We start from the raw sequence: 26,715 nt of genomic DNA, 5'->3' as shown, positions 1-26,715 counted from the left end.
GTTCATTGTGAATGCTGTTCACTAAGTCGCGGTCCCGCCGAGATTCCGGTGAATCGCCTACTTCGCTCCGGCCACGCAGCGCTGGACCAGCGAACCGATGCCCTCGATGCTGCTGGTCACGACGTTGCCGGGAACCAGGAACCGCTGCGGGCTGCGGCCGACCCCGACGCCGGCCGGGGTGCCGGTGAAGATCAGGTCGCCCGGGCGCAACATGCACACCGCCGACAGGTGGGCGATCAGGTCGGCGACGGGGAACATCATCTGTCCGGTGCGGCCGGACTGCACCGTCTCGCCGTCGATCTCGCACGCGATCGTGAGGTCGTCCCGGTCGGCGAACTCGTCGGGCGTCACCAGCCACGGCCCGGTCGCGCCGAAGCCGGGAAACGACTTGGCCAGCGAGAACTGCGGCGCCGGCCCGGCCATCTGCGACGTCCGCTCCGAGAAGTCCTGTCCGACGGTCAGTCCCGCGACGTACGACCATGCGTCGGCGGCTGGGACGTCGGTGGCCTCCCGGCCGATGACCGCCACCAGCTCCACTTCCCAGTCGACGGTGTCGGTGGGCAGCACCAGGTCGGTCTCGGGGCCGGTGAGGCAGCTCGCGAACTTGGTGAACGTCGGCGGTGCGTCGGGTGCGTCCAGTCCGGTCTCGGCCGCGTGGTCGCGGTAGTTGAGGCCGATCGCGAACACCTGGCTGGGCGCGGGGGACGGGGCGCCGAGTTCGCGGCGATCGAACGGTTCCCCGTCTGTGCCGGTGAGTGTCCGCGCCCACTCGGCGAAGGCCGGCCAGTCCGCGTAGACCGCCGCTGGGTCGGGGCCGAAGCGGCCGGAGCTCGCGGTGTGGACGTCGAGGGCTCGGTCGCCGTCGATCAGGACGGTTCGTCCGGAGAGATTGGCCACGCGCATGACGGCGTTCCTGTCTGTCGGTGAGTGCTGGCGGAGGTGAGGCCCAGTAGACCCGAGAAATATCGGAAAAGCAACATAATTTCGAAACTTGACTCGCGATTCGGAACAGCCTGTACTGACGGCATGGCCAGAGCGACCGCGACCCGCGCCGACGAGATCCACGCGCGGCTGCGTGCCGACATCCTCGGTGGCGTCCTCGCGCCGGGGGAGAAGCTCGCCTTCGGGCAGCTGCAGGCCCGCTACGACGTCAGCACCGGGGTGCTGCGCGAGGTACTGCCGAGGCTGGTCGAGCAGGGGCTCGCGGTGTCGGAGGCGCAACTGGGGTTCCGTGTCGTCCCGGTGTCGGTGCCGGATCTGCTGGAACTGACCGACACTCGCGTGTTCGTCGAGACCGAGGCGCTGCGCCGGTCGATCGCGCACGGCGACGTCGAATGGGAGTCTGCGGTGCTCGCGGCGCGGCACCGGCTGTCGCGGACGGCGTCGCTGGACACCTTTGGCCGAGTCTCGGAGGCGTGGCTCGCGGCGCACAGCGGCTTTCACGGTGCGCTGTTGCAGGCGTGTCCCAACACCCGGCTCGTGCACATCGCCGAATCGCTGCGCGACGTCTCGGAGGTGTACCGCTGCTGGAGCGTGCGCAGCCCCGAATCCGCGGCCCGGGACGTCGAGGCGGAGCACGACCGCATCGCCACGGCGGCCGTTGATCGGGACGCAGACCGCGCGGTGGACGAGCTGCGGCGGCACATCGAGCTGACGACCGACCTGTTGATTGCCGGTGCCGGAGCATGATCGGACTGGGGGAACTCGAGAGCGCCGTGATGGGGACTGGGCGAATCGGGTGTCCGACGCCGGTGTGCTGCTGGTGCTGGTGGTGCTTCTCTTCGTAGGAGTTGCCGGACGAATGCTGCGCCGTCGCCGCACCGCGTCGCGTGAAGCGGTGCCGGGCGGTGCAGACGACGCCTGAACTACCGTGGTCGTGTGTGCCGGGCACACGACCGATCAGGAGGACGCCGTGACGCAATCGCTCGTCTGGTTCCGCCGCGACCTGCGGGTGGGCGACCTGCCGACGCTGAGCGCCGCCGGGGAGCGGGCACTGGGGCTGTTCGTGCTCGACGACCGTTTGCTCGGCCCGTCGGGCGGTCCGCGACGGGACTTCCTGTACCGCAGCTTGTCCGCGCTCGACGAGCAGTTGGACGGACGACTGCTGGTGGTGCGAGGTGATCCGGTCGAGGTGGTGCCTTTGGTCGCGAAAGCGATTGGCGCGCACGAAGTGCATGTGAGTGCCGACTATGGTCCGTACGGGCGCGAGCGCGACGCGGCCGTCGCGGAGCACGTGGACCTGGTGACGACCGGTTCTCCGTACGCGGTCGCGCCCGGCCGGGTGACGAAGGACGACGGCAACCCCTACAAGGTGTTCACGCCGTGGTTCAAGCGCTGGCTCGACCACGGCTGGCGCGCGCCGGCCAGTACGGGTGCGGACACACTCGACTGGATCGACCCGGACGACGTCGATGTCTCGAAGGCGCGCAACGCAATTCCGGCCCCCGAGGCTTCGGGCCCGGCGGCGGGGGAGGCGGCGGCGCTGGAACGCTGGAGCGCCTTCTGTGACGACGACCTGATCCGGTACGACGCCGAGCGTGACCGCCCGGACCTCGACACCACCAGTCGAATGTCGGTGTACCTCAAGTTCGGGAACATTCATCCGCGCACGATGCTCGCCGACCTGGCCCGCAAGCGCAGCCACGGCGCCGAACAGTATCGTCGTCAGGTGGCGTGGCGAGACTTCTACGCCGACATCCTGTTCCAGCGTCCCGACAGTGCGCGCCGCAACTACGACGCCAAGTTCGACGCCATGCGTCACGACACCGGACGCGACGCCGACGCGTTGTTCGCGGCGTGGTGCGAGGGTCGCACCGGCTTTCCGATCGTCGACGCCGGGATGCGGCAGCTGGTGTCCGAGGGGTGGATGCACAACCGCGTGCGGATGATCGTCGCGTCGTTCCTCGTGAAGGACCTGCACCTGCCGTGGTGGCGCGGTGCTCGGTTCTTCATGCAGCATCTGGTCGACGGCGATCTGGCGTCGAACCAGCACGGCTGGCAGTGGACCGCCGGGTCGGGTACCGACGCCTCGCCGTACTTCCGGGTGTTCAACCCGACCGGGCAGGGTGAGAAGTTCGACCCCACGGGAGATTACGTGCGGCGTTGGGTGCCGGAACTGCGCGGGGTGCGCGGCAAGGCGGTGCACACCCTGAAAGACGCTCGGCCGGAGGCGTACCCGGACCCGATAGTCGACCACGCCGAGGAGCGGCGCGAGGCGCTGGCCCGGTACGGCGCGCTGGGCTGACAGGCCGCGGACAACCCTCGCTTTCGCGGCGATCGGTTTCGGGGCGCGCCCGTCCGGGTAGGCGCCTCGTGATCGAACGACACGAGGGAGGCTCATGACGCGCGACGTGGAGAAGCGGTGGTCGGACCCGCAGACATTTCGCCGGGCGGCGCTGTACGACGGCGCGACGATCGTGCTCGCGTTGATCGCGATGGTCGTCACGATCGTGGTGGGGTCGGGGGCCGGTGACTGCGCCCCCGACGAGGGCCGACTGTGTACCGACACCGCGCGCATCGTGGTGGTCGTGGTGCCGTCGGCTCTGCTGTTGCTCGGTGGGATCGGAGCGTTCGTGCAGGCCTACCGTGTGTGGCGCCGCGCCGGAACATGGCCGATCTGGCAGGCGGCGGGATGGTTCCTGTTCGTCCTGATGCTCGTGTATCTGGGCATCGCGGTGCGAAGCGTGGCCGGCTGAGCGGGTTTCGGAACCGCGTTGTCGGGGAATCCGAAGGTATGACCAGAGTGGCGTTCGGGGGGATCGCGATCGCGATCGGGACCCTCGTGTTCGCCGGCGCCTGCGGTGACGTCCACGACCACCCGGTCGACACGGGTCCCCGGGGACCGGCTGCGACCACCGATGTGATGCCGTCGGACACGGACCACCACGATCACACCCGGCCCACACTCGGGACCTACGACCCCGCGCAGGTGGCCGCTTTCGTCGCGACCTTCCGGGCCCGGTACCCCGAGTTGGCCGTCGACCGCAATGACGCCGAAATCGCCGGGATCGCCACGCAGTCGTGCGACGATCTCGGCAGGCGCGTCGACCCGGACGCGGTGAGCTCGCGGATCGTCGATCGGGCAGAGCACGAGGGCCGGATGCCGACAGGAGAGCAGTCCCGCGAGATCTACGGGCTCGTGGAGACGGTCTGCCGTTGAGCACCGGTCCGAAACGTCCCACCCAGTGGACACCCCTACTTTCGAGACCGCTGGCATCGGTATAGCCTCGGGCCGCTCCCGACGGAAGGATTCGCGGTGTCCCAGATCACTGCCCCCGACGTGTTCGCGCCGGCCAAGCTCGGCCCGATCACGCTGCGCAATCGGATCATCAAGTCCGCGACGTTCGAGGGGCGCACCCCGCAGGCGCTGGTCACGAACGAGCTCATCGAGTTCCACCGCCGGCCCGCGGCGGGCGGTGTAGGCATGACCACGGTCGCGTACTGCGCCGTGCAGCCCGAGGGGCGCACCGAACGCGGTCAGCTGTGGATGCGACCCGAGGTGGTGCCGGGCCTTCGCGAGCTCACCGACGCGATCCATGCCGAGGGTGCGGCGGCGTCGGCGCAGATCGGGCACGCCGGTCCCGTCGCGAACGAGAAGTCGAACGGGCTGCCGGCGCTGGCGCCGTCGACGTCGTTCAGCCCGCTGAGCATGAAGAGGATCCACGCCGCGACCTCCGCCGACATCGCGCGGATCACGCAGGCGCACGCCGACGCCGCGAGGTTCGCGATCGAGGGCGGCTTCGACGCCGTGGAGATCCACTTCGGCCACAACTACTTCGCCAGTTCATTCCTCAGCCCCAAGCTGAACAAGCGCCAGGACAACTACGGCGGATCGCTCGAGAATCGAGCGCGGATCGTGCGTGAGACGGCCCGCGCCGTCCGCGAGGCCGTCGGCGACCGCATCGCTGTGCTCGCCAAACTCAACATGGACGACGGTGTGCCCGGCGGGTTCTGGGTGGACGAGGCGATCCAGGTGGCGCAGTGGCTCGAGGCCGACGGCAGCCTCGACGCGCTCGAACTGACCATGGGCAGCTCGCTGCTCAACCCGATGTACCTGTTCAAGGGCGACGCCCCGGTCCGCGACTTCGCCAATGCGATGCCGCAGCCGGTCAAGCTCGGTGTGCAGTTGGTGGGCAAGGCGTTCATCAAGACCTACCCCTACGAGCCGCTGTTCATGCTCGAGGAGGCCCGACAGATCCGCGCGGCCGTGAAGATGCCGCTGGTGCTGCTCGGCGGTGTCACCGACAAGGCCGGTATGGACACCGCGATGGAGGAGGGGTTCGAGTTCGTCGCGATGGCGCGCGCGCTGCTGCGGGAGCCCGACCTGATCAACCGGATCCAGGCCGAGTCCCGCACGCGGTCGCTGTGCATCCACTGCAACAAGTGCATGCCGACGATCTTCTCGGGCGCCCGCTGCGTCCTGGTCGACCGGGGGCCGGTGCGCATCGGAGGCTGACGCGGACGCGTCCTAGATGCAGTCCCACGCGAATTCGATCGCCTCGCGGACGTCGTCGGCCCAGTCCGCCCAGACCTGCTCGGCGGTGAGGGCGCCGGCGACGCTGCAGAGGGAATCGGTTGCGGCGCGGACGATGTCGAGTACGAGGTGGAATTGGTAGCCGCCGACGGTTGCGAGATGTGCGTAGTCGGTGTGGTGCGGCGAACCGTGCAGCGAAGTCGTGTCGAGCGGTCCGCCGTCCCGGCTGGTCGCGGCGCCCAGCGTGGCGAGTTCGATCACCCGGGCGATCGCCCGCGGCGGCTCTCCCGGTGCGAGGGGGGCGGGCGCGGTCACCACGTTCGTCGCCGATTCGAACGGCGCGGGCAGGCCGAGGTCGACGCCGTCGGTTGCGGCCGCAGCGGTGAATCGCGCGCGGGCGTGTGCCGACGTGGCGGCCAGCTGCCGGGCGACGTCGTCGCCGGCGGCCGATGCGAGGGCTGCGAGGACCCGGAGGCGGTCCGCCGTCGATCCGAGGAGCGTCCAGGCGGTGCTCATGCGCCCCGATTCGACGAGGGTGGCTGCGTCCAGCAGGGTGGACAGAATCTCCTCGTACTGCGCGATGGCGGCGATCAGGCGCAGGCCGGGGCTGTCGGACCAGTGAGGGTCGCTCGCCGCGTCCCGGCGCTCGGCCGCTCGGGTGGCGTCCAGGTCGGGGGCCAGACAGGCCTGCACGGTGACGACGACCTCACGCATGAGGGCGGCCTGGTTCGAGAGTTCGAGTCCCTCCGGATCGTCCAGGAAATGGCTGCGCGTGCAGTTCGCGACGAGATCGCGCAGAAGGGCGTGGACGGATGGCGTGGCGACTACGGACAATTCTCCCCCTCGGGCGAGTGCGAATTGATGGTGTCGAATCCGATGATCGCTTGGATCCTGTTCGTAAACATACCGTGATCGAACCGTGATGGTCAACCTCTATGTGGCCCTGACCTGCCCTTTTGGATATTTAGGCCAAAATGTCGTTTGGTACTAATTGGTGCTGAATATCCGATTTATCCGAAAAGAAAGGCCCCGCCCCGCAGTGGGGAGGGGCCTTTCGGTAGGGCGCCACGCTATCCGCGCAGCAGTTTCTCGAGTGCGTCGATGACGGACGGGTCCTCGATGGTCGACGGCACGGTGTACTCGTCGTTGTCCGCGATCTGCCGCATCGTCTTGCGCAGGATCTTGCCCGATCGCGTCTTCGGAAGGGCCTGCACGACGGTGACGTCGCGGAATGTGGCGACCGCGCCGATCTGTTCCCGGACCATCGCGATCAGTTCCTTGCGCAGAACGTCGTCCTCGATCTCCACGCCGGCCTTGAGGACCACGTAGCCGCTCGGACGCTGGCCCTTGAGTTCGTCGTGGATGCCGATCACCGCGCACTCGGCGACCGCGGGATGCGACGCGACGACCGCCTCCATGCTGCCGGTCGAAAGGCGGTGTCCGGCAACGTTGATGACGTCGTCGCTGCGTCCGAGTACGAACACGTAGCCGTCCTCGTCGATGTAGCCGGAGTCGCCGGTGAGGTAGTAGCCGTCGAACGTCGACAGGTACGACTTCGTGTAGCGATCCTCGTCGCGCCACAGCCCCGCCAGGGTGCCGGGCGGCAGCGGCAGCGCGATCACGATGTTGCCCTCCGTGCCCGCCCCGACCGGAGAACCCTCGCCGTCGACGATGCCGACGCGGTAACCGGGCACGGGGACGGTGGGGGAGCCGGCCTTGATCGGCATCGGTTCCAGCCCACGCAGATTCGCACAGATGGCCCAGCCCGTCTCGGTCTGCCACCAGTGGTCGATCACCGGGACGCCGAGCTTCTCGGTGGCCCACACGTAGGTGTCGGGATCGAGGCGCTCGCCGGCGGCGAACAGCGTCGTCATCGACGAGATGTCGTACTTGGCGAGTTCGGCGGCCTCCGGGTCCGCCTTGCGGATCGCGCGGATCGCGGTGGGTGCGGTGAACAACGCGGAGACGTTGTGCTCCTGGATCACTCGCCAGAACGCACCGGCGTCGGGGGTGCCCACCGGCTTGCCCTCGTACATCACGGTGGTCGCGCCCGCCAGCAACGGCGCGTACACGATGTAGGAGTGGCCGACGACCCAGCCGACGTCCGACGCGGTCCACATGACCTGGCCGGGGCCGAGGTCGTAGATGTTGCGCATCGACCAGGTCAACGCCACAGCGTGGCCACCGTTGTCGCGGACCACACCCTTCGGCTTCCCGGTGGTGCCCGACGTGTAGAGGATGTACAGGGGGTCGGTCGCGGCCACCGAGACGGGGGCGGCGTCCTTCGCGTCGGCGGCCAGCTCGTCCCAGTCGAACCACGCGGCGCCCCGGTCGCGGAAGTCGCCTGCGGACCCGGGCACGGCCTCGCGGTTCTTCACGATCACGGTGTGCGGCGGGTGCGCCGACATGTCCAGCGCCTGGTCGACCATCGGCAGGTACTCGATGGTGCGGCCCGGCTCGAGGCCCCCGGACGCGGTGACCAGGACGACGGGCTGTGCGTCGTCGATGCGGGTCGCGAGCTCCTTGGCGGCGAAGCCGCCGAACACCACCGAGTGCACGGCACCGATCCGGGCGCACGCGAGCATCGCGATCGCGGCCTCGGGGATCATCGGCATGTAGATCACGACGCGGTCGCCGGCCACGACGCCCTGCTCGGACAGCACGCCCGCGAATCGGGCCACCTCCGCGAGCAGCTCGGCGTACGTGTACGTCCGCTGCGCCGGGACCATTGCCGAGTCCCAGATCAGTGCCGCCTGATCACCGCGGCCGTCGCGCACGTGCCGGTCGAGCGCGTTGAAGCACGTGTTGAGCGTGGCGTCCGGGAACCAGCGGTACATCGGGGCGTTCGAGTCGTCCAGGGCGCGTGTCGGCGCCGTGTCCCACTCGACGGCCTCGGCGGCCGCGAGCCAGTAGCCGTCGGGGTCCTCCACGCTCCGACGGAAGGCCTCGGCGTAGGCGCCGGATGCGTGCTCGGCGGTGCTCATCGATTCGTGTCCTCTCGGGTCCTGACACTGCGTCGGGGACGCACGCGTGAGTGTGCAGCTGTGATGCACACAACACCCTATTGGACGGCCGGGAGATCGCCCGCGCAGCGGACCGTCCGCCGCGCGTCCGTGCGGTGGATGGTGCCCGACGGTCGATGAACGGCGGCTATCTGCTCCGGGCGTGGTTACCGCGGAGTAGCCGGTAATGCGCGCGGGTGTCCGGGTCGAGGTGTTCGGTGGCGTAACCGAGCGCGGTGGCGCCCATCTGCGGGGCGTGCCGGTCGAGGAAACCGAGCAGCAGCGCCCGGTCCACCCGTTTGCCGACCTCGCGCAGCATCCAACCGGTCGCCTTCTGCGTGAGGTCGCGCCGGTCGCTCAGGACCTGCGCCGCCAGATCGAGCGTCGTGGACGCGTCGCCGCGCCGGATGAAGCCGAACGTCGTGACCAGCGCGACCCGGCGCCGCCACAGGTCGTCGTCGGCGCCGAGCTCGAACACGACGTCCCGGGGCCGGTCGTACAGCCAGTCGCCGAGGATGGGGTGGGCCGACTGGTCCACCAGGTCCCAGTTGTTCACCCGCCCCCGCAGGACGGTCGCGAGGTAGTGGTCGGCGATGCGCTCACGGGCGCCGTCGTCGCGACCCCGTGGCCGGCTGACCGCGGCGAACTGTTCGACGAGGATCAGCAAGCCGGCGAGCCGGTGTTCGTGGACGGGGCTGTCGAGCAGCGCGTCGACACCGTCGGCCGACAACGACGTGAACCGCTTGGCCACGGCACGGGTCGCGGGCACCCGGACACCGATGAAGACGTCGCCCTCGCCGTACTCGCCCGGACCCGTCTTGAAGAACCGGGCGAGCTGTCGGGCGTCGTCGGGGTCGGCGACTTCCGCCAGCGCGGCGATCACCGCGTCCGCGGCGCCTGTCCGCGTCACGAGGCGGTCTCGTCGACGGCGAAGTCCTCTGGCGCGCTGAGTTGTTCGACGAGATTCAGGGCGACGTCGCGCAAGCGTGTGTTGGTCGTCTGCGACTGCTTGCGCAGCAATTGGAAGGCCTGGTGCGCGTCGATCCGGTGGAGGGCCATCAGCATGCCCTTCGCCTGCTCGATCGGTGCCCGGGTCTCCAGCGCGCGTTGCAGCGCGTCCGCGGCGTCGCGCGCGGACTTGAAGCGCGCGAACTCGCCGATCGCCCGGGACACGGTGCCGGTGAGCAGTTCGAGGACGTCGGCGTCCACCTCGTCGAAGGCCGACGGTCCACGGCCGTAGAGGTTGAGCGCGCCCAGGGTGTGGTCGTCGACGAACAGGGGAGCGGCGAGGAAGCTGCGAATCCCCTCCGCCCGAGCTGATTCCGTGAACGCCGGCCAACGATCGGTCGCCTCGTCGAGGTCCACCAGGACCGTCTCTCGGGTCCGCGACGCCTGCAGGCACGGCCCTTCGCCGGCGGCGTACTGCTCGTGATCCACCCGCAGGGTGCGCCCGTCGGTGTAGGCGGCGGTGTAGGTGCGTCCACCGAAGTCGACCGTCACACCGGTGCAATCGGCGTTGTCGATCACCTGGTGCGCCACCTCCGTCACCCGCTGCAGGACGTTCGCCAGATCGTCCTCGTCGGTGATGCTCTCGCCGAGCGACACGAGCAGGGATGCGAGTGCGGTGGGGGACAGGTCGGACTGTTCCGCGACAGCGACGACGTCGGCGGCACTCGGCCGCGTGCCCGCCTTCGTTCCGTCCGTCTTCGTGCTGTTCGTTCTGTTCCTCGTGTCGTCCGGTGTTCGCCCGTCCGTCAGTGGGTCAATGTGCACCATGGTGTAGGCCTCCTTCTGTGCGCCGCCCGTGCCACGGAATCATCGCCACTCCTCCAGCAGAACGGCCAGCGTCGCCGCCGCGCGCCGATGTTGACCGCGGGCCGCGTCCGGGCTCAAGCCCAGCACCTTGCCGATCTCAGGAAACGTCATCGATTCCACTTCTCTCATCACCCATGATGCTCGCTGTCGCAGCGGGAGTTGCCGCAATGCGCCGTCGAGGGCGTTGAGGAACGCGTTGCTCGACACCACCGTCGCCGGTTCGTGCCTGCGCTGATCGGGGATCGTGTGGAGGATTTCGTCGTCGACGACGTGGGGTCGACGCCGGCGGTGCAGGTCGAGGACCTTGCGGGTGCAGATCGCGAACAGCCAGGTCCGGATCGACGCGTCGCCGCGGAACGAGGACAGCTGATTCCAGGCGGCGATGAAGGTCTCCTGGACGATGTCCTCGGCGGCGTCGTCGTCCGGCGCGAGCGGCCGGCAGTATCTGCGCAGCTCGAGGCCGTAGCGCTCGACGAATCCGGCGAAGGTTCCGTCGGGGTGGCCGTCCTGGCCCAAGACATGGTCGGGCGCCGTCGGCCCGTCCATGGCCTGTTCGGTCACTGAATACACTCCTCCCGTCGAAGCCGTCGCGGGAGTGAGGCACGCCGACTTTACCCCGATCGGACGCACCGACCGTCAAACCGCAGGCAGCGCCACCCGCCGCCGGAAATGTGCGACAGATCACAGTCGGCCGGTGTTCGGTTCGGTCGCTTCGGAACGTCTAACGGAGTGGGAGAGCAGGTGCACCGCGTAGGTTGTCCGTGAGAAGGTGAGAGCGTTGGGAAAAGTCCGATAAGCGCGCGAATCGATCAGTTGCGCAGCATCGTTCGAGGGGTCGGTGTCGCGCGTGCGGATGACCTGGGCTTCGCTCTGCCGAGGCGGCGACGGGCGGTCCCGCCATGCCGCTGACTCGTGAGCACACCGAACGGTACGCGGATGCCCTCGTGGCGATGGCCACGGCGACGCAGCGTCCTGCCAACATCGTCAACCTGGGCGGCACGTACGCCATCCGCGTCGAGTTCGAGCTGGGCCGGTACCTGCTCGCCACCAACGCCGGCGGGGATCTCGCCACGACGGCCGACGGCGGTCCCGGCACGTGGACGGTGAAGTTCTTCGGCAGCGCCGACGTGCTGCTCGCCTCCGCGGACCGGGAGTGGCTCGTCGACGCGTTCGACGCCGTGGTCGGCGAACTCCGGGCGTCGAAGTGGTGGCGAGAGGACGGCACCACCTACGGCGAGTTCGCGCCGTCGACCTGTTGACGTCCGTTCCGTACGGTGAAGGCCATGACGTCGCTCATCGCCGAGGATCTGCTGCTGCTCCTACTCGACGACGAGTCGGGCGACCCGCTCGTCGACGGCACCCGGCTGCCTCGGGTGCTGGCCGGTGCGGTGCTGCTCGAGCTGGCGCTCGACGGGTACGTGACGCCCGCGGACCAGGGTGAGGACGTCAAGCGAGGCCGGCTCGCGGTGCGGCGGGTGGAGGCGCCTGCCGACCCGATCCTCGGGCGCGCTCTCGGCGTAGTCGCGGACGCCCGGCGTCCGATGAAACCGGAAGCGGCGATCGAGAAGCTCGACTCCGAGGTTCGGGCCGCGGTGTTCGAGCGGGTGATCGACCGCGGGTGGGTTCGCGAGAGCCGACGCAAGGTGCTCGGGATCTTCCCGTCCAAGGTCTGGCCGCCCGTCGACGAGAGCCACGAGCGAGGGGTGCGTCACGAACTGTCCGGGGTGCTGGTCGAGGGCCTCGATCCGACGCCCCGTGCCGCGGCACTGATCTCCCTGCTGTCCGCGGTGGACGCTGCGGCGAAGGTGTTTCCCGACACCGACCGCAAGATGATCCGCAAGCGCGCCAAGGAGATCGCCGACGGCGAATGGGCGGGCGCGGCGGTCCGCAAGGCCGTCGACGCGATCAACAGCGCCGTCTTCGTGGCGGTCATGGTGCCGGCGATCGCTGCCGGATCGTCCTGAGGGTCCCCGGCCGACTGTCACATGCATTCACTCGAACCGAACGCATGTGACAGTCGGTCGAAGGGGGGAGTTCAGATCCGCACCAGCATCTTCCCGATGTTGCCGCCGCGCATCAGCTGGAGGAAGGCGTCGACCGCGTTGTCGATGCCGTCGACGATCGTCTCGTCGAACACGACGTCGCCCGACGCCAACCAGGGCCCCATCTTGGCGGCGAACTCGGGGAAGAAGTGGGTGTAGTTGCCGAGTGTGAATCCCTGCAGCGTCAGCCCGCGGGTGATGATGTTCGCCATGTTGTCGGGACCCGGCGTGCGCTCGGTCGCGTTGTAGTCGGCGATGGCGCCGCACAACGCTGCCCGGCCACCGTCCCTCATCACGTCCAGCGCGGCCTCGAGATGGTCTCCGCCGACGTTGTCGAAGTAGACGTCGATGCCGTCTCCGGCGATCTCCCGCAACTGCTTCCGCACCGGTTCCCGCTTGTAGTCGAACGCCACGCTGTAGCCGTAGCGCTCGGTGAGCAGCTCCACCTTCTCGGCCGACCCCGCCGAGCCGATGATCCGGGCGGCCCCCTCCAACCGGGCGATCTGTCCGGCGGCGGTGCCGACGGCGCCCGCGGCACCGGAGATGAACACGGACTCGCCCGGCTTCAGGTGCGCGATGTGCATCAGCCCGACGTAGGCGGTGAGCCCCGTGAGGCCGAGGATGCCGAGGTACGCGGACACCGGTACGCCCGGAATCTCCTCCACCACACGGAAGCCCGAGGCGTCACCCTGTGCCACGTCGCGCCAGCCGAGATCGTGCACGACGACGGCACCGGCGGGGTGGGAGGGGGAGGTGGACTCGACGATTCGGCCCACCGCGCCGCCGGTCATGGTCTCGTTCAGCGCGAACGGAGGCACGTAGGACTTCACGTCGTTCATCCGGCCGCGCATGTACGGGTCGACGGAGAGGAACTCGTTGGCCACCCGCACCTGGTTGGGTGCGAGGTCCGGCAGCTCCACGGTGGTAGTCCGGAAGTTGTCGAGCGTGGGCCACCCGACCGGGCGGGCGATGAGCTGGATCTGCGTGCTGGTCGACATGGATCGGTCCCTTCGTGGGTGTGCGGGGTCAGAGAATCAGTCCGAGTGCGAGGAGGACGACGGCGACGAGGGGGAGCGTCCCCTGAGTGATCGCGGCACGGGCCTTGTCCGGCGACGAGAGCAGCAGGACCAGTGCTGCGAGCAGCATCGATCCGGTGCCGGCGAACACGAGCGCCGAACCCACTGCGGTCGCGCCGATCAGGACTGCGACGATGCCGGCGGCCGTGACGATCGCCAGGAAAAGGTTGTAGAAGCCCTGGTTGAACGCGAGTTCCCGGGTTGCGGCGGCCTCCTCGGCGGTGGTGCCGAACGTCGCGCGGGTGCGCGGGGCGGTCCAGCGCAGCGACTCGAGGAAGAAGATGTAGACATGCAGCGCGCCGGCGAGTGCGGCGACGATCAGACCCGCGACGACCATGGTCACTCTCCTTATTTTGAACTGATCGTTTCAATATATACTGCAATGGTCGTTCCACAACGGGAAGTGAGGGTCGTCATGCCGCGGGTGCAGGAGTTCGACACCGACACCGTCGTCGCTCGGGCGCGGGACCTCTTCTGGGACAAGGGGTTCGAGGCCACCTCGGTACCGGACCTCGAACGCGTGACAGGGTTGAACCGGTCGAGCCTGTACAACGCGTTCGGTAGCAAACGGGGTCTCTTCGATGCCGCCGTGCAGGACTACCTGGACCGCGTGGTCCGCCCGCGACTGCGGATCCTGACCCACGAGCCCACCGTGCCCGACGCGGCCTCCCGGTACTACCGCGGTGTCGTGGAGGCCATCGAGTCCCTGCCGGACGACTACCCCGGGCGCGGGTGCCTGCTTCTCAACAGCGCCGCCGGATTCGCTGCGCACGACGACGCCCAGCGGGCGGTGGTCGACGCCTACCGATCGGAGCTGGCGGCGGCGCTGGCGCACGCGCTGCGCGCCCTCGACCCCGAGGCCTCCGCCGACCGGATCGTCCATCGCACCCGTCTCCTGACGTCGCTGTCGATCAGTGCGCTGCTGCTGTCCCGGGTCAATCGGGACGAGGCCGCGGCGCTCGCGCGAACCGCGCTGGAGCAGTTGGCGGAGTGGTCCGCCGCCCGGAATCAGCGAACCACCGCGTAGTCACGCCCCGGTAACGGGGGGACCCGTCGTTCAGTCCGCGGGCAGTCCCAGCGTGCGGAAGCGCCCGAGTCGAGCGGACATCCGATCGTCGCCGGGGACCCCGCGCAGGGAGACGAGTTCGCGGGCGATCGCGGCGCCGACGCGCCGGGAGAACTCGACCGGCTCGATCGCCGCGTCGGGCCTTTCGGGAATGACTGCGTCGACGACACCGTCGCGTAGCAGGTCGAGCGACCGGATGCCCTGCGCCGCCGCCATTGCGGGTGCGTGGGTGACGTCGCGGTGCACGATGGCACTCGCCCCCTCCGGTGGAAGCGGTGCGAGCCAGCCGTTCTGCGCGGCGAGGACGCGGTCGGCGGGCAGTAGCGCGAGAGCGCCGCCGCCGGTGCCCTGACCGAGCAGCACCGACACGGTGGGCGTGCGCAGGGTGACGAGATCGGAGATGCAGCGCGCGATCTCGGGGGCCAGGCCCCGCTCCTCGGCCTCCTTGGACAGAGCCGCGCCGAGGGTGTCGATCACGAGCACCAGCGGTAGCCGCAGTTCGGCCGCCATCCGCATACCGCGGCGGGCCTCCCGCAGCGCTGCCGGCCCCATCGTGTTGAGCGCCGACTGGCCCGCGCGATCCTGACCGAACAGCACGCACGGCTGACCGTGGAACCGGGCCAGCGACAGCAGCACGGTCGAGTCCACCTCGCCCTGGCCGGTGCCGCTGAGGGGCACCCGGGTGGACGACGCGTGCCGGACGAGCTCGCGCACACCCGGACGGTCGTCGCGCCGCGACGTGATGACCGACTGCCACGCCGGGACGTCCGGGATGTCCTGGGAGTCAGCCGGTTCGGGAATCGTGTGGTCGTCACCCGGCGAGTCGACGAGCACGTGCAGGGCGCGGTCGACGAGGTCACGCAGTTGGGTCGTCGACGCCACTCCGTCGATCACACCGTTGCGGTACAGGTTCTCCGACGTCTGCACGCCCTCCGGGAACTTCTCGCCGTAGAGGGCCTCGTACACGCGCGGGCCGAGGAAGCCGACGAGCGCGCCGGGTTCGGCGATGGTGACGTGACCGAGCGACCCCCACGATGCGAACACCCCACCGGTGGTGGGATTGCGCAGGTACACCAGGTACGGCAGGTGAGCGGACTTGTGGGCGGCGATCGCGGCCGCGATCTTCACCATCTGCACGAAGGCGACCGTGCCCTCCTGCATGCGGGTGCCGCCGGAGGTGGGCGACGCGAGCAGCGGGAGACCCTCGGTGGTGGCGCGCTCGATCGCGGTGACGATCCGTTCCGCTGCGGCCACGCCGATGGAGCCGGCGAGGAACGAGAACTCGCACGCGATCACGGCCACGCGGCGCCCGCCGAGCAGTGCGGTCCCGGTGAGCACGGACTCGTCGGCGCCCGACTTCTCGGCTGCCGCATCGAGTTCGGCCCGGTACTTCGGGTCGGGATCGATCTCGAGCGGTGCGGTGTCCCACGATTCGAAGCTGTCGGCGTCGAATACCTGGCCGATCAGTTCGCGAGCCGAAACCTTGTTCGCGGGCACGGGCCTTCCTCCACTTCTCTACGGAACGGCCGCCGTCGTCCGGAGACGACGGCGGCCGGCACAGCTCCAGCCTAGTTACCGCGCGAGTGCCTCGCGCCACGAGACCGTCTTGCCCATCCGCAGGATCGAGCGCTGGTAGATGCGGGCGGCGATCGCGGACATCGCGACGGTGACGATCAGCATGAGCACGACCGTGGCGGCGATCTGGGTGGCGCTCGCGACACCGGCCGCGATGCGCAGCGGCATGAGGATCGCCGAGAACGGCGGAATCCAACTGAGCACGTTGGACAGTGTGCCTTCCGGGTTCTGCACGGCGCTGAACGCGGCGAAGAACATCGCCATGATCAGGATGGTCAACGGCATCGCGGTGGAATTGACGTCCTCCTGGCGCGAGACCATCGAACCTGTTGCGGCATAGAGCACCGCGAAGAACGCGAAGCCGAGAACGAACCAGCCCAGCGTGCCGAGCAGGGTGCCCCAGGCGGTGCCGCCGAGGGTGAGGACCCCGGTCGCGACGCCCGCGCCGACACCCACGACGCCGTACACCGTCAACTGTGCGAGACCGACAGCGCCGATGCCGATCACCTTGCCCCACAGCAACTGCAGCGGACGCAGGGTCGACAGCAGCAGTTCGACGACGCGGGACGACTTCTCCTCGACCACGCCCATCGCGACGTACATGCCGAACGCGAGGATCTGCATGTACAACAGGACCACCACCGCCGTGGACAGCGCGATGCGCTGTCCACGTTCGGGATCCGGAGGATCGATGGCGTCGACGGTGACGACTGCCGACGCGGTGTTCTCGGCCAGTTGCGCGGCGTCGACGCCCTGGGCGGCCAGCGCGGCGCTCTGGGCCTGGGCGGCCACCGCACCGTCGAGCACGACGCGCAGCGAGGAGTCGATCTCGGACTTCGTGATCGCGGTGACCGCGCCCCCGCTGCCCGGCACGACGGCGACGTCGAGGTCACCGTCCTCGACCTGCGTGCGGGCGGTCTGCTCGTCGCCGATCTCGGTCACCTCGACGGGGTTGCCGGCCGCGTCGCCGGTCGCGACCAGTGCCGCACTGAGCGACTGGTCGCCGACGAGCCCCACCTTCGAGCGGGACTCGTCGTCCTTGCCGGAGAAGATCGATGCGGCGACGATGCCGCCGATGATCGCGATCAGGACGATCACGTTGCTGACCAGGAAGCTCTTCTTTTGCACCTGGGTCAGGAATTCGCGCCGGGCCACCAGTGCGATGGCGCGGCTCGGGTTCAGTCCGCTGCGTTCGCTCACGCGGACACCACCTCTCGGAACAGTTCGGTCAGGGACGGCTTGCGGACCGCGAACTCGTGGACGGGTCCGGTCTTCAGAGCGGCATGCAGGACGGCCTGGTCGTCGGCCCCCGCACCGAGTGCCAACACCGTGCGGCCGTCGGCGTGGCTGACGATCGTCACCCCGAACAGGTGGTCGGCCCACCCGGACGGTGCGGCGGGTGCGTGGACGTCGAGGAGCACGTCGCCGCTGCCACGGAGTTCGTCGACGGTGCCGATCGAGTTCATCCGCCCCTTCGCGATGATCCCGACCCGGTCGCACAGCCGCTGCACCAGGTCGAGCTGATGGCTCGAGAAGATCACGGGCACACCCGAGTTCGCCTTCTCCACCAGAACGTCGCTCATGACGTCGACGGCCACCGGATCCAGGCCCGAGAACGGCTCGTCGAGGATCAGGACGGCAGGGTCGTGGACCAGCGCGGCGGCGAGCTGCACGCGCTGCTGGTTACCCAGACTGAGCGCATCGACGGCGTCGTTCACGCGCGCGGCGATGCCGAGACGCTCGGTCCACCGGCTCGCGGCGTCGGCCGCCTCGGCCCGCGAAAGACCATGCAGCTCGGCCAGGTACGTGAGCTGACGACCCACCTTCATCTTCGGATAGAGGCCGCGCTCCTCGGGCATGTAGCCGATCGAGCGGCGGACCTCGAGGTCCACGGGCTTGCCACCGAGACGCACCTCGCCGCGGTCGGCGGCGAGCACACCGAGAGCGATCCGCATCGCGGTGGTCTTGCCGGCCCCGTTGCTGCCGACGAAGCCGAAGATTTCGCCGGGACGGACGTCGAAACTCAGGCTCTCGAGCGCGACGACGTCGCCGTAGCGTTTGGCTATTCCGTCGAAGGTGAGGGTCTGGCCGGTCATGTGGTCTCCTCGTGGTCGTCGGGTTCGGGGTCGGGGCGCGTCCACGCCAGGATCATCGCCGGCGAACACGCGCCGGCTATCAGCGTGGTGAGGACGAAGAGTCCGGCGGAGTAGGTGAGATTGGATCGGTCGATGTCGAGGTCCAGTGAGCCGGCGACGATCAGGAACATCGCCGGGACGAAGGTCAGGACCTGGGTGACCGTGAGGCCGATCGAGCGGGCGCTGTCGCGCTGCTGGACCTCCCATTCGTCGAGCGCATGGCGAGGCGCATCGCCCTGGCGTCCCGAGACGATCTGCAGCGTCGTCCAGACCGCCATGAAGGCGAGGCAGGCGGGCAGCCACAACAGCGGGCCGACGCGCATGTTCGTCAGGCAGACCGCGCCGACGGCGAGCATGCATCCCAGAATCACCGCCAGGGTGACGACGAGGATGCGCCGTCTCGCCCGGGTTCGCCAACCCGGTAGCCAGTGCTTGAACTGGTCCTCGTTCTTCAGGAACCGCCGGGTGCGGAAATCCTGGTACCGCTCGAGCAAGCCGGGGTCAGCCATGGTCGTCGCCTCCTCGTGATCGGTCGGCTCGGTACAACTCGGCGCTGATCGGCCCGAACTCGGTTCGGGAGAAGACCGCCTCCACGGGGAGATCGAAGACCGTGCAGATCCGCAGCGCGAGATCGAGGCTGGGGTAGTGGTCACCCCGCTCGAGTGCGCCGACCGTCTGCGGGTTGACCTCGATCAGCTCGGCGAGCTGCGCGCGGGTCATCTTGCGTTCGGCGCGCAGCACGGCGATGCGATTGAAGATGGGGAGACTCGCCCCACGTCGCACCGGACTCATGCAACACATCGTTGGGAAAACCTAACGATGTGTCAAATCGAGACAACGGTCCGCAGGCTCCGATCTCCGGTGGGTACGACTGCCTGTAGTAACCTCTGGGCATGCGGATCGGCCCAGGTGAGGAGCTCGCACGCCAGGTGCGTGGCCTCGCTGTCGCTGCATCCGTCGTCACGCTCGCGATCGGCGCGCACGGACTGGCCGGAGGCGGCGCACCGCAGGGGTCGACGTTCCTTCTGCTCGGCGGTGTCGCCGCGGTCCTGGCTGCCGCGGTGATCGCGGTTCCCGCGCTCGCCACCCGACGTCGGTGGCTCGTTCCCGTCCTCGCGACCGGCCAGGTGCTCTCGCACTCCGCGCTCTCCCTCGGTGATGCGCACGGCGCGATGCACTCGGGTTCGCATTCGACGACGCCGATGCTGCTCGCCCACTCGGTCGCAGTCGTCGCGTGCGCCGTACTCATCGCGGGCGCCGAACTCGTCGGTCCCCGCGCCGCCGCCGCGCTGCGCCGGATCCTGCCCAGCATCGTCGCGGTCCTCCCGGTCCGTCTGGAACCGGCGTTGCCGCACGTCGTCGACGACATCCGCCCAGCGCGCTCGCTCGTGGCGGTAGGGCCCATCGCGCGCCGCGGCCCACCCGTCCGGGCCTGACCTCTCTCACTCACCGCGTCCCCGGCCTTCTCTCCGGCGACGCGCGTCCCCTCACACCCTGCGGGTTGCGCGCCCGTCATTGGTTGCTGCGCGCCCGCATTCGAAAGGCACACGTACATGAAGGCATTCACCCGCGCCCGCACCCTTGCGATCGGCGTGACCGCGGCAACGGCACTCGTCCTCACCGGCTGCAGCAACTCCGAGGAATCCGGTTCGACGACCGACACCTCGGCGATCTCGTTCGAGGATTCCTGGGTCAAGGCGGCCGACTCCGGCATGACTGCGATGTTCGGAACGATCGTCAACGACTCGGATTCCGACGTCACCCTGACGTCCGTCACCACCGGCGTCTCGCCCCGGGTCGAACTGCACGAGATGGCTCCCGACGGCACCGGTGCGATGAAGATGCGCGAGAAGGACGGCGGGGTGGTTGTCCAGGCGAACAGCTCGTACGAGTTGGCGCCGGGCGGTGACCACATCATGCTGTTCGATCTGCCCGCGCCGGTCCGGGCCGGCAGCGACGTCCCGTTCACGTTTACGTTCGCCGACGGCGCGACGGCACAGTTCACCGCGCAGGTCCGCGACTTCACCGGCGCCCGAGAGGACTACGGCGACGGTGCATCGCACGGCGAGACGTCGGGCGGGATGGACGGCGCGATGCAGGACCACGGCCAGGGCGAGGCGCACGGTGGCTGACCTCAGCCGTCGTCAACTGTTCGGGGTCGGTGCCGCCGCTGCCGTCGGCGGCGTCGGCCTCGGTCTGGGCGCCGGCACCGTCGCCGCGCGTCCCGCGAAGGCCGACGTCGTCGCGGAGACCGTCCCGTTCCACGGGGAACACCAGGCCGGGATCGAGACCACGCCACAGGCTCATGCCACGTTCGTGGGCCTTGACCTGCGTCCCGGCACCGACCGGGCCGCGCTCGTGCGGCTGATGCGGGTGTGGACCGACGACGCCGCGCGCCTCACCGAGGGGCGCGGCGCCCTCGCCGACACCGAACCGGACCTCGCGACAGCACCGGCGCGGCTCACCGTCACGGTCGGTTTCGGACCGGGCGCGTTCCGTGCCGCGGCGGTCGAGGACAAGCGGCCGTCCTGGTGCAAGCCGTTGCCACCGTTCGAGATCGACAAGCTCGAGGACCGCTGGAACGGCGGTGACCTCCTGTTGCACGTCGGCTCGGACGACCCTGTCACCGTGGCGCACGCATTGCGGGTGCTGCTCAAGGCCGCGCGGGGCACCGCGACGGTGCGCTGGGTCCAGCGCGGTTTCCGTCGGGCCCGGGGCAGCGAACCCGAGGGCACCACGATGCGGAACCTCATGGGGCAGGTCGACGGCACCGTCAACCCGGCGTCCGGCAGCGACGACTTCGCGCAAGTGGTGTGGAACGACGGCGCCGAGCAGCCGTGGTTCGCGGGTGGGACGTCGGTGGTGATCCGGCGGATCCACCTCGACCTGGACGGGTGGGACGAACTCGACCGGCCCGGACGGGACGAGGTGATGGGCCGGCGGATGTCCGACGGCGCGCCGTTGACCGGTGAATCCGAGCACGACGCACCGGATTTCGACGCCACCGGCCGCGGCGGTTTGAAGATCATCCCCGAGTTCTCGCACATCGCGCGAGCCCGCCCGATGGCGCCGCGGGAGCGTTTCCACCGTCGGGCGTACAACTACGACGAGGCCCCAGACGGCATCGGAGTGTCCGACTCGGGGCTGATCTTCGTCGCCTACCAGGCCGACGTCGACGCCCAGTACCTGCCGGTCCAGCAGCGGCTGGCGGAGGCCGACATGTTCAACCAGTGGTCGACGCCGATCGGCTCGGCGGTGTTCGCGATCCTCCCGGGGTGCCGGAAGGGCGAGTACCTGGGGCAGGGTCTGCTCGCCTAGGCGACTTCGTCGCCCGTGCGCCTTTTTGGTGGTTCCAGCTACCGAAAAGGCGCACGGGCGCGAAGCGCCTACTCCTCCGTCAGCCCGCCACCGTCCATGTGCCAGCGCCGGGTGTGCCGCATGGTGCCCAGCATCCGACGGTCGTGGGTGACCAGCAGCAGCGTGCCGGTGAACGATTCCATCGCCTGCTCGAGCTGCTCGATCGCGGGCAGGTCGAGGTGGTTGGTGGGCTCGTCGAGGACCAGCAGATTGACCCCACGGGCCTGCAGCAGCGCCAGCGCCGCGCGGGTGCGTTCGCCCGGCGACAGCGACGCCGCGGACCGCAGCACGTGGTGACCCTTGAGTCCGAACTTCGCCAACAGCGTGCGGACGTCCGCCTCGGGCCAGTCGGGGACCTGTGCGCCGAATGCGTCGGCCAGCGGCTCGTCGCCTTCGAAAAGTCCGCGCGCCTGGTCGATCTCGCCCACCGCGACACCCGAGCCGAGGGTTGCGGTGCCCTCGTCGGGTGGCAGCTTCCCGAGCAGGACCTTCAACAGCGTCGACTTGCCGGACCCGTTCGGGCCGGTCACGAGAATTCGGTCACCCCAGTCGATCTGTGCGGTGACGGGACCGAACGTGAACGCGTCGCGGCGGACCACGGCACCGCTGAGCGTGGCCACGACCGCGCCGCTGCGCGGTGCCGCAGCGATCTCCATCCGCAACTCCCACTCCTTGCGGGGCTCCTCGACCACCTCGAGCCGCTCGATCCGGCGCTGCGTCTGCCGCGCCTTCGCGGCCTGCTTCTCGGTGGACTCGGCGCGTGCCTTGCGGCCCATCTTGTCCGCGTCGCCGCCCTTGGCCTTGCGGCGCGCGTTGCGGACGCCGTGCTCGAGCCAGTTACGTTGCATCTGTGCGCGGTCCTCGAGTGCCGACAGGTTCCCTGCGTACTCGTCGTAGGCCTCGCGCGCGTGCCGCCTGGCCACCTCGCGTTCGGCGAGGTACGACTCGTACCCGCCGTCGTACACCGCGATCTGCTGCTGCGCGAGATCGAGTTCGACGATGCCGGTAACGGTGCGCGCCAGGAACTCCCGATCGTGACTGACCACCACCAGTGCCGTCCGGGTCTCGGCGACGAACTGTTCGAGCTGCTCGAGTCCGGGCAGATCGAGGTCGTTGGTCGGCTCGTCGAGCAGCAGGACGTCGTAGCGCGAGAGCAGCAACGACGCCAGGCCCGCCCGTGCGGCCTGTCCACCGGAGAGGTCCGTCATGTGGGCGTCGCCTGTGACGTCGAGACCCAGATCGGCGAGGACCTTCTCGGCACGCTCGGCGAGATCCGCGCCGCCGAGGGCGAGCCACTTGTCGAGGGCGGGGGAGTAGAGGTCCTCCCCGCCGTCCGCGAGCGACTCGGCCGCGGCGTTCATCGCGGTTTCGGCGGCGGTGACGCCGGTCCGTCGGCCGAGGAACTCGAGTACCGTCTCGCCCTCGATCCGGTCGGGTTCCTGCGCGAGGTAGCCGACGGTCGCGTCGGGCGGGCTGAGCGTGACGGTGCCCTCGATGTCCGCGTTCCCGACCCCTGCGAGCGTTGTGAGCAGCGTCGACTTCCCGGCGCCGTTCGCGCCGACCAGGCCGATCACGTCGCCGGGCGCGACGGTCAGGTCGAGATCGGAGAATAGCGTGCGCTCGCCCCGGGATGCGGAGAGGCCGGAGATACGCAGTGTTGCAGTCACGGGTCGATTGTCCCAGGTCGGCATCCGCCCGTGCGATGAGGTTGCGGGCGCCAGAGCTCGCGGGATATGGCGAATCGGGCCCGTGGAAAAACGTAACGTATTAACGTGAAACGTAATGGAGACTTCGCCCCGCATCGGTCGACCCCGTGACCCCGGAAAGGATCACGCGGTCCTCGTCGCCGCGCGGCGACTGCTCCGCGAGGTCGGCTATCAGCAGACCACGATCTCGGCGATTGCACGCCGGTCCAACGTGAGCGCCCCGGCGATCTACCGCCGCTGGCCCACCCGGGAGGCGCTCCTCGAGGAAGCGGTCCACGGACCCGGCGCGCACAGGCTGCCCGAGGCCACGCACGATCTCCGTGCGGACCTGGCCACATGGGTGCGAGTCTTCCTGTCACGGTCGGCGAGTCCCGCTGCCCGCGCGGGCGTGCCCGGGCTGCTGGCCGACATTCGGACAGATGCGGATCGCGCGAGGCTGCTCTCGCTGCAGGATCCCGTGCGGGCTGCCTTCACTGCTCGAATCGAGCTCGCAGCGGACCGAGGGGAGATTCCGGGACCGGTGGACGCGGCCACCTTGTTCGAGATCCTCACCGGCACCACGTCGATTCGAGGGCTCACTCAGGGCGGAGCCGGCGCCGACGCGTTCGTGGCCGCCCTCGCCGGCGCGCTCCACGTGCTGGCCGCGCACGGTGACGAACTGGCTGTAGAAGTGAAGGAGAGCGAGTCGTGAAGATCGACGTCCAACTCGACGGACGCCCGGAGAGGGCGGCAGCCCGCGCGCGGGAACTCGTCGACCTCGGCGTGGACGGACTGTTCACGTTCGAGGGCCCACACGACGTGTTCCTCCCACTGGTGGCGGCGGCGGGCGCGGTCGATGCCGACCTCATGACCAACGTCGCGATCGCGTTGCCGCGCAGCCCGATGCACCTCGCGCACACCGCCTACGACCTGCAGACGCTCAGCCGCGGCCGCTTCCGCCTCGGGCTGGGCTCGCAGATCCGGCCGCACATCGAGAAGCGGTACGGCGCCGAGTGGTCACGCCCGGCCGCGCGGATGCGGGAGATCGTTCTCGCGGTGAAGGCGATCTTCGATGCGTGGGAGGGCAATTCGCGCCTGCGGTTCGAGGGGGAGTTCACCACCCACACGCTGATGCCGCCCACGTTCGACCCCGGACCCAACCCGTACGGTCCGCCCCCGATCTGTCTCGGCGCGCTCGGACCGGTGATGACGCGCACCGCCGCCGAGGTCGCAGACGGGTTGCTCGTCATGCCGTTCAACAGCGTTCGGCACTACCGCGAGCGCACGCTGCCGGCGATCGAGGAGGGGCTCGTCCGCGCCGGACGCCACGCCGCGGATCTCGCGATCTACCCGCAGGTGATCGTGGGAACAGGACGCACCCCGGACGAGCTGGCCGCGGCGTCGCGCGGCGTGCGGAGCCTGCTCGCCTTCTACGGATCCACGCCCGCCTACCGCCCGGTCCTCGACGTCGAGGGCTGGGGGGACCTGCAACCCGAGCTCAACGCTTTATCCAAGGTCGGCGAGTACGCCGCGATGGCGGAGCTGATCGACGACAAGATGCTCACGGCCCTCGCGGTGCACGGCACGCCCGAGGAATGCGCCGCCGAGATCGTCGAGCGGTTCGGTGCCTACAGCGACCGCGTGTGCTGCTACTTCCCGGGCTACCCGATCCGGGACGGGTACATTACCGATCTGGTCGCGGCCGTGAAAAAGCTGACGTCGCCGTGAGTGACGTGCTGATCGAGATCGACGGCGGCGTCGCGGTTCTCACGCTCAATCGGCCGGCGGCGCGCAACGCGTTCACCGGTGACATGGGTCGCCGTCTCGGTGACCTGTACGGCGAACTCGACGCCGACGATGCGGTCCGCGCGGTCGTCCTCACCGGCACCCCGCCGGCTTTCTGCGCGGGTGCCGATCTCACTGCGGAGGGCGAGACGTTCGCCTCCCCGACCGACAGCGGCTTCTCCGCGTCCCCGGTGGACCCGGCCGCGTTCGAGATCCGCAAACCGGTGATCGCGGCCGTCAACGGGCACGCGATCGGGATCGGCCTCACTCTCGCGATGCAGGCCGACATCCGCATCGTCGCCGACGACGCGAAGTATGCGATCCCGCAGGTGCGGCGCGGTGTCGTGCCCGACATGATGTCGCACTGGACGGTCGCGCGCGTCGCCGGCTTGGCGGTGGCCGCGGACGTCCTGCTCACCGGGCGCACCTTCGACGGCCCCGAGGCGGTCCGGCTGGGGCTCGCGAGCCGGTCGCTGCCCGCCGGCCAGGTTCTGCCCGCCGCGCTCGCCACGGCGCGGGACATCGCGACCAACGTCGCACCGATGTCGGCGGCGCTGAGCAAGCGACTGCTGTGGGACAGCGCACGAGAGGGTTTCGCGCCCCGCGAGGTGGCCGGATACGAGACCGAACTGCACCACCGGGTCATGGGCACCGCGGACGCAGCGGAGGGCGTGCGCGCCTTCCTCGACCGCCGCGACCCCGACTGGACCGCGCGGGTATCCGCCGATTGGAAGGAATTGCCTTGGAAGTGAATGTTTTCGGACCCGACACCACCACCGATGACGTGCTCGCCGGAGTCGACCTGACCGGCCGCACCGCACTGGTCACCGGAGTGACGAGCGGTCTCGGCGGGGAAACCGCGCGAGCGCTGGCTGCCGCCGGTGCGACGGTGATCCTCGCGGCCCGCAATGGTGACGCCGCCGCGATCGTGGCCGACGGCATCGGTGAGGCCGTGCCCGGCGCCGAACTGCTCGTCACGGCAATCGATCTGGCCGACCTGTCGAGCGTTCGCGGCGCCGCCGAGAGCCTGGGCGGGCAGCCGATCGACCTGCTGATCAACAACGCCGGTGTGATGTACACGCCGTTCGAGCGCACCGCCGACGGGTTCGAGTTGCAATTCGGCACGAACCACCTGGGTCATTTCCTTCTCACCACGCTGCTGCTGCCGAACCTGATCGCTGCGGCAGGCCGGGCCGGGACCCCGTCCAGGGTGGTCACCGTGTCGTCGGACGCGCACCGCGCGCATGCCGTCGATCTCGCCGATCCGAACTTCCGGGACCGGGAGTACGACAAGTTCGTCGCGTATGCGCAGTCCAAGGCGGCCAACGTCCTCATGACGATCGAGCTGCAGAAGCGGTACGCGGACAGTGGGATCCAGGCATTCGCAGTGCATCCCGGCGTGTGCGCGACCGGCCTGTCGCGGTACATGGCCCGCGACGACTTCGCCGAGATGAAGGCGATGAGCGCCGGGAAGCCGGGCCTGCTGGAGAATCTCAAGTCCATCCCCGCCGCGGTAGCGACATCGGTGTGGGCGGCGACCGCCACGGAACTGGACTCCGCGGGCGGGGCGTACCTCGCCGACTGCGCTGTCGGCAGGGCGTCCCGGCATGCCGTGGATCCGTCGACCGCAGAGGAGCTGTGGGAACTGTCGGAGCAACTCGTCGGCCGCTGAACGCGAATCCGGGGCCGGTCGCAAGTGCGCGG

The 26,715-nt window shown here is 69.4% G+C and carries 30 protein-coding genes; 16 read left to right on the top strand and 14 right to left on the bottom strand.

All coding sequences use genetic code 11. The features are described 5' to 3' along the window. Positions 1-57: 57 nt before the first annotated feature. Positions 58-903 carry a fumarylacetoacetate hydrolase family protein gene (locus tag A6I89_RS07480; protein ID WP_022594380.1) on the bottom strand — a complete coding sequence of 282 codons (846 nt, stop codon included), beginning with the start codon at positions 901-903 and terminating at the stop codon, positions 58-60. A gap of 123 nt (positions 904-1,026) precedes the next feature. On the opposite strand from A6I89_RS07480, the gene A6I89_RS07475 reads away from it, so the two are divergent. From A6I89_RS07475 to A6I89_RS07455, 6 genes are all read left to right on the top strand, one after another. Then, positions 1,027-1,689 carry a GntR family transcriptional regulator gene (locus A6I89_RS07475; protein WP_022594382.1) on the top strand — a complete coding sequence of 221 codons (663 nt, stop codon included), beginning with the start codon at positions 1,027-1,029 and terminating at the stop codon, positions 1,687-1,689. A 49-nt stretch (positions 1,690-1,738) separates the two neighbouring features. Beyond that, entirely contained in the window at positions 1,739-1,864 is a 126-nt protein-coding gene (locus A6I89_RS24925; protein WP_255221271.1) for a hypothetical protein, read from the top strand. Positions 1,865-1,912: 48 nt separating this feature from the next. Next, the gene (locus tag A6I89_RS07470; protein WP_044990610.1) at positions 1,913-3,244 is read left to right on the top strand and encodes a cryptochrome/photolyase family protein; all 1,332 of its coding nucleotides are present in this window, start codon (positions 1,913-1,915) and stop codon (positions 3,242-3,244) included. Between the two features lie 94 nt (positions 3,245-3,338). After that, positions 3,339-3,695, top strand: a complete 357-nt coding sequence (locus A6I89_RS07465; protein ID WP_005515051.1) for a hypothetical protein — start codon at positions 3,339-3,341, stop codon at positions 3,693-3,695. A 38-nt stretch (positions 3,696-3,733) separates the two neighbouring features. Continuing rightward, positions 3,734-4,159: a hypothetical protein gene (locus tag A6I89_RS07460; RefSeq protein ID WP_041673920.1), complete on the top strand. Its 426-nt coding sequence runs from the start codon at positions 3,734-3,736 to the stop codon at positions 4,157-4,159. 96 nt (positions 4,160-4,255) lie between these two features. Continuing rightward, positions 4,256-5,455, top strand: a complete 1,200-nt coding sequence (locus A6I89_RS07455) for an NADH:flavin oxidoreductase (RefSeq protein ID WP_022594385.1) — start codon at positions 4,256-4,258, stop codon at positions 5,453-5,455. Between the two features lie 12 nt (positions 5,456-5,467). Here the strand turns inward: A6I89_RS07455 and A6I89_RS07450 are convergent, their stop codons facing one another. The 5 genes from A6I89_RS07450 to A6I89_RS07430 all read right to left on the bottom strand — a co-directional run bounded on the left by A6I89_RS07450 (position 5,468) and on the right by A6I89_RS07430 (position 10,851). Next, positions 5,468-6,307 carry a hypothetical protein gene (locus A6I89_RS07450; protein WP_022594387.1) on the bottom strand — a complete coding sequence of 280 codons (840 nt, stop codon included), beginning with the start codon at positions 6,305-6,307 and terminating at the stop codon, positions 5,468-5,470. A gap of 236 nt (positions 6,308-6,543) precedes the next feature. Further along, on the bottom strand, positions 6,544-8,457 hold the full coding sequence (locus A6I89_RS07445; protein ID WP_022594389.1) for a propionyl-CoA synthetase: 1,914 nt from the start codon (positions 8,455-8,457) through the stop codon (positions 6,544-6,546). 166 nt (positions 8,458-8,623) lie between these two features. After that, complete coding sequence (locus A6I89_RS07440) at positions 8,624-9,385, bottom strand: DNA alkylation repair protein (RefSeq protein WP_022594391.1); 762 nt, start codon at positions 9,383-9,385, stop codon at positions 8,624-8,626. Continuing rightward, a complete protein-coding gene (locus tag A6I89_RS07435) occupies positions 9,382-10,251 on the bottom strand; it encodes a GAF and ANTAR domain-containing protein (RefSeq protein WP_005515045.1) in 870 nt (289 codons plus the stop codon). Before A6I89_RS07435 ends, A6I89_RS07440 begins: the two co-directional genes overlap by 4 nt. A 39-nt stretch (positions 10,252-10,290) precedes the next feature. Then, positions 10,291-10,851 (bottom strand): RNA polymerase sigma factor, encoded by a 561-nt coding sequence (locus A6I89_RS07430; RefSeq protein WP_013415066.1) that lies wholly within the window; start codon positions 10,849-10,851, stop codon positions 10,291-10,293. A gap of 338 nt (positions 10,852-11,189) precedes the next feature. Here A6I89_RS07430 and A6I89_RS07425 point away from each other — a divergent pair, with 338 nt between their 5' ends. Further along, positions 11,190-11,549: a hypothetical protein gene (locus A6I89_RS07425; RefSeq protein ID WP_005515043.1), complete on the top strand. Its 360-nt coding sequence runs from the start codon at positions 11,190-11,192 to the stop codon at positions 11,547-11,549. A 24-nt stretch (positions 11,550-11,573) separates the two neighbouring features. After that, on the top strand, positions 11,574-12,254 hold the full coding sequence (locus A6I89_RS07420; protein WP_005515042.1) for a GOLPH3/VPS74 family protein: 681 nt from the start codon (positions 11,574-11,576) through the stop codon (positions 12,252-12,254). A gap of 71 nt (positions 12,255-12,325) precedes the next feature. Here the strand turns inward: A6I89_RS07420 and A6I89_RS07415 are convergent, their stop codons facing one another. Next, positions 12,326-13,330 carry an NADP-dependent oxidoreductase gene (locus A6I89_RS07415; protein ID WP_022594393.1) on the bottom strand — a complete coding sequence of 335 codons (1,005 nt, stop codon included), beginning with the start codon at positions 13,328-13,330 and terminating at the stop codon, positions 12,326-12,328. 28 nt (positions 13,331-13,358) lie between these two features. After that, positions 13,359-13,745 (bottom strand): DUF1304 domain-containing protein, encoded by a 387-nt coding sequence (locus A6I89_RS07410; protein WP_022594395.1) that lies wholly within the window; start codon positions 13,743-13,745, stop codon positions 13,359-13,361. A 78-nt stretch (positions 13,746-13,823) separates the two neighbouring features. Here A6I89_RS07410 and A6I89_RS07405 point away from each other — a divergent pair, with 78 nt between their 5' ends. Next, positions 13,824-14,435 carry a TetR/AcrR family transcriptional regulator gene (locus A6I89_RS07405; protein ID WP_022594397.1) on the top strand — a complete coding sequence of 204 codons (612 nt, stop codon included), beginning with the start codon at positions 13,824-13,826 and terminating at the stop codon, positions 14,433-14,435. 30 nt (positions 14,436-14,465) lie between these two features. Here the strand turns inward: A6I89_RS07405 and A6I89_RS07400 are convergent, their stop codons facing one another. From A6I89_RS07400 to A6I89_RS07380, 5 genes are all read right to left on the bottom strand, one after another. Continuing rightward, positions 14,466-15,971: a carboxyl transferase domain-containing protein gene (locus A6I89_RS07400; protein WP_022594399.1), complete on the bottom strand. Its 1,506-nt coding sequence runs from the start codon at positions 15,969-15,971 to the stop codon at positions 14,466-14,468. Positions 15,972-16,046: 75 nt separating this feature from the next. Continuing rightward, a complete protein-coding gene (locus tag A6I89_RS07395; protein WP_022594401.1) occupies positions 16,047-17,249 on the bottom strand; it encodes an ABC transporter permease in 1,203 nt (400 codons plus the stop codon). Beyond that, complete coding sequence (locus A6I89_RS07390; RefSeq protein WP_022594402.1) at positions 17,246-18,145, bottom strand: ABC transporter ATP-binding protein; 900 nt, start codon at positions 18,143-18,145, stop codon at positions 17,246-17,248. Before A6I89_RS07390 ends, A6I89_RS07395 begins: the two co-directional genes overlap by 4 nt. Continuing rightward, entirely contained in the window at positions 18,142-18,693 is a 552-nt protein-coding gene (locus tag A6I89_RS07385; RefSeq protein WP_022594403.1) for a hypothetical protein, read from the bottom strand. The genes A6I89_RS07390 and A6I89_RS07385 overlap by 4 nt, the downstream gene beginning before the upstream one ends. Continuing rightward, entirely contained in the window at positions 18,686-18,976 is a 291-nt protein-coding gene (locus A6I89_RS07380) for a helix-turn-helix transcriptional regulator (protein WP_005515034.1), read from the bottom strand. The genes A6I89_RS07385 and A6I89_RS07380 overlap by 8 nt, the downstream gene beginning before the upstream one ends. 101 nt (positions 18,977-19,077) lie before the next feature. Here A6I89_RS07380 and A6I89_RS07375 point away from each other — a divergent pair, with 101 nt between their 5' ends. The 3 genes from A6I89_RS07375 to A6I89_RS07365 all read left to right on the top strand — a co-directional run bounded on the left by A6I89_RS07375 (position 19,078) and on the right by A6I89_RS07365 (position 21,502). Then, positions 19,078-19,620: a hypothetical protein gene (locus tag A6I89_RS07375; protein WP_005515032.1), complete on the top strand. Its 543-nt coding sequence runs from the start codon at positions 19,078-19,080 to the stop codon at positions 19,618-19,620. A 117-nt stretch (positions 19,621-19,737) separates the two neighbouring features. Then, positions 19,738-20,316 carry a copper chaperone PCu(A)C gene (locus A6I89_RS07370; RefSeq protein WP_022594404.1) on the top strand — a complete coding sequence of 193 codons (579 nt, stop codon included), beginning with the start codon at positions 19,738-19,740 and terminating at the stop codon, positions 20,314-20,316. Further along, positions 20,309-21,502 carry a Dyp-type peroxidase gene (locus tag A6I89_RS07365; RefSeq protein ID WP_005515029.1) on the top strand — a complete coding sequence of 398 codons (1,194 nt, stop codon included), beginning with the start codon at positions 20,309-20,311 and terminating at the stop codon, positions 21,500-21,502. Before A6I89_RS07370 ends, A6I89_RS07365 begins: the two co-directional genes overlap by 8 nt. 68 nt (positions 21,503-21,570) lie before the next feature. On the opposite strand, the gene A6I89_RS07360 is transcribed toward A6I89_RS07365, so the two are convergent. After that, positions 21,571-23,208 (bottom strand): ABC-F family ATP-binding cassette domain-containing protein, encoded by a 1,638-nt coding sequence (locus A6I89_RS07360; protein WP_022594405.1) that lies wholly within the window; start codon positions 23,206-23,208, stop codon positions 21,571-21,573. Between the two features lie 115 nt (positions 23,209-23,323). Between A6I89_RS07360 and A6I89_RS07355 the strand changes: the two genes are divergently transcribed. From A6I89_RS07355 to A6I89_RS07340, 4 genes are read left to right on the top strand one after another with little or no spacing between them, the layout of a single operon-like run. Further along, positions 23,324-23,938, top strand: a complete 615-nt coding sequence (locus A6I89_RS07355) for a TetR/AcrR family transcriptional regulator (RefSeq protein ID WP_022594406.1) — start codon at positions 23,324-23,326, stop codon at positions 23,936-23,938. After that, the gene (locus tag A6I89_RS07350) at positions 23,935-24,954 is read left to right on the top strand and encodes a TIGR03617 family F420-dependent LLM class oxidoreductase (RefSeq protein WP_022594407.1); all 1,020 of its coding nucleotides are present in this window, start codon (positions 23,935-23,937) and stop codon (positions 24,952-24,954) included. Before A6I89_RS07355 ends, A6I89_RS07350 begins: the two co-directional genes overlap by 4 nt. Further along, the gene (locus A6I89_RS07345; RefSeq protein WP_022594408.1) at positions 24,951-25,763 is read left to right on the top strand and encodes an enoyl-CoA hydratase/isomerase family protein; all 813 of its coding nucleotides are present in this window, start codon (positions 24,951-24,953) and stop codon (positions 25,761-25,763) included. Before A6I89_RS07350 ends, A6I89_RS07345 begins: the two co-directional genes overlap by 4 nt. Continuing rightward, positions 25,760-26,683, top strand: a complete 924-nt coding sequence (locus A6I89_RS07340) for an SDR family NAD(P)-dependent oxidoreductase (RefSeq protein WP_022594410.1) — start codon at positions 25,760-25,762, stop codon at positions 26,681-26,683. Before A6I89_RS07345 ends, A6I89_RS07340 begins: the two co-directional genes overlap by 4 nt. Positions 26,684-26,715: the final 32 nt, after the last annotated feature.

Source organism: Prescottella equi, assembly GCF_002094305.1.
GTDB lineage: Bacteria > Actinomycetota > Actinomycetes > Mycobacteriales > Mycobacteriaceae > Prescottella > Prescottella equi.
This window is presented reverse-complemented; position numbering and strand designations above follow the sequence as displayed.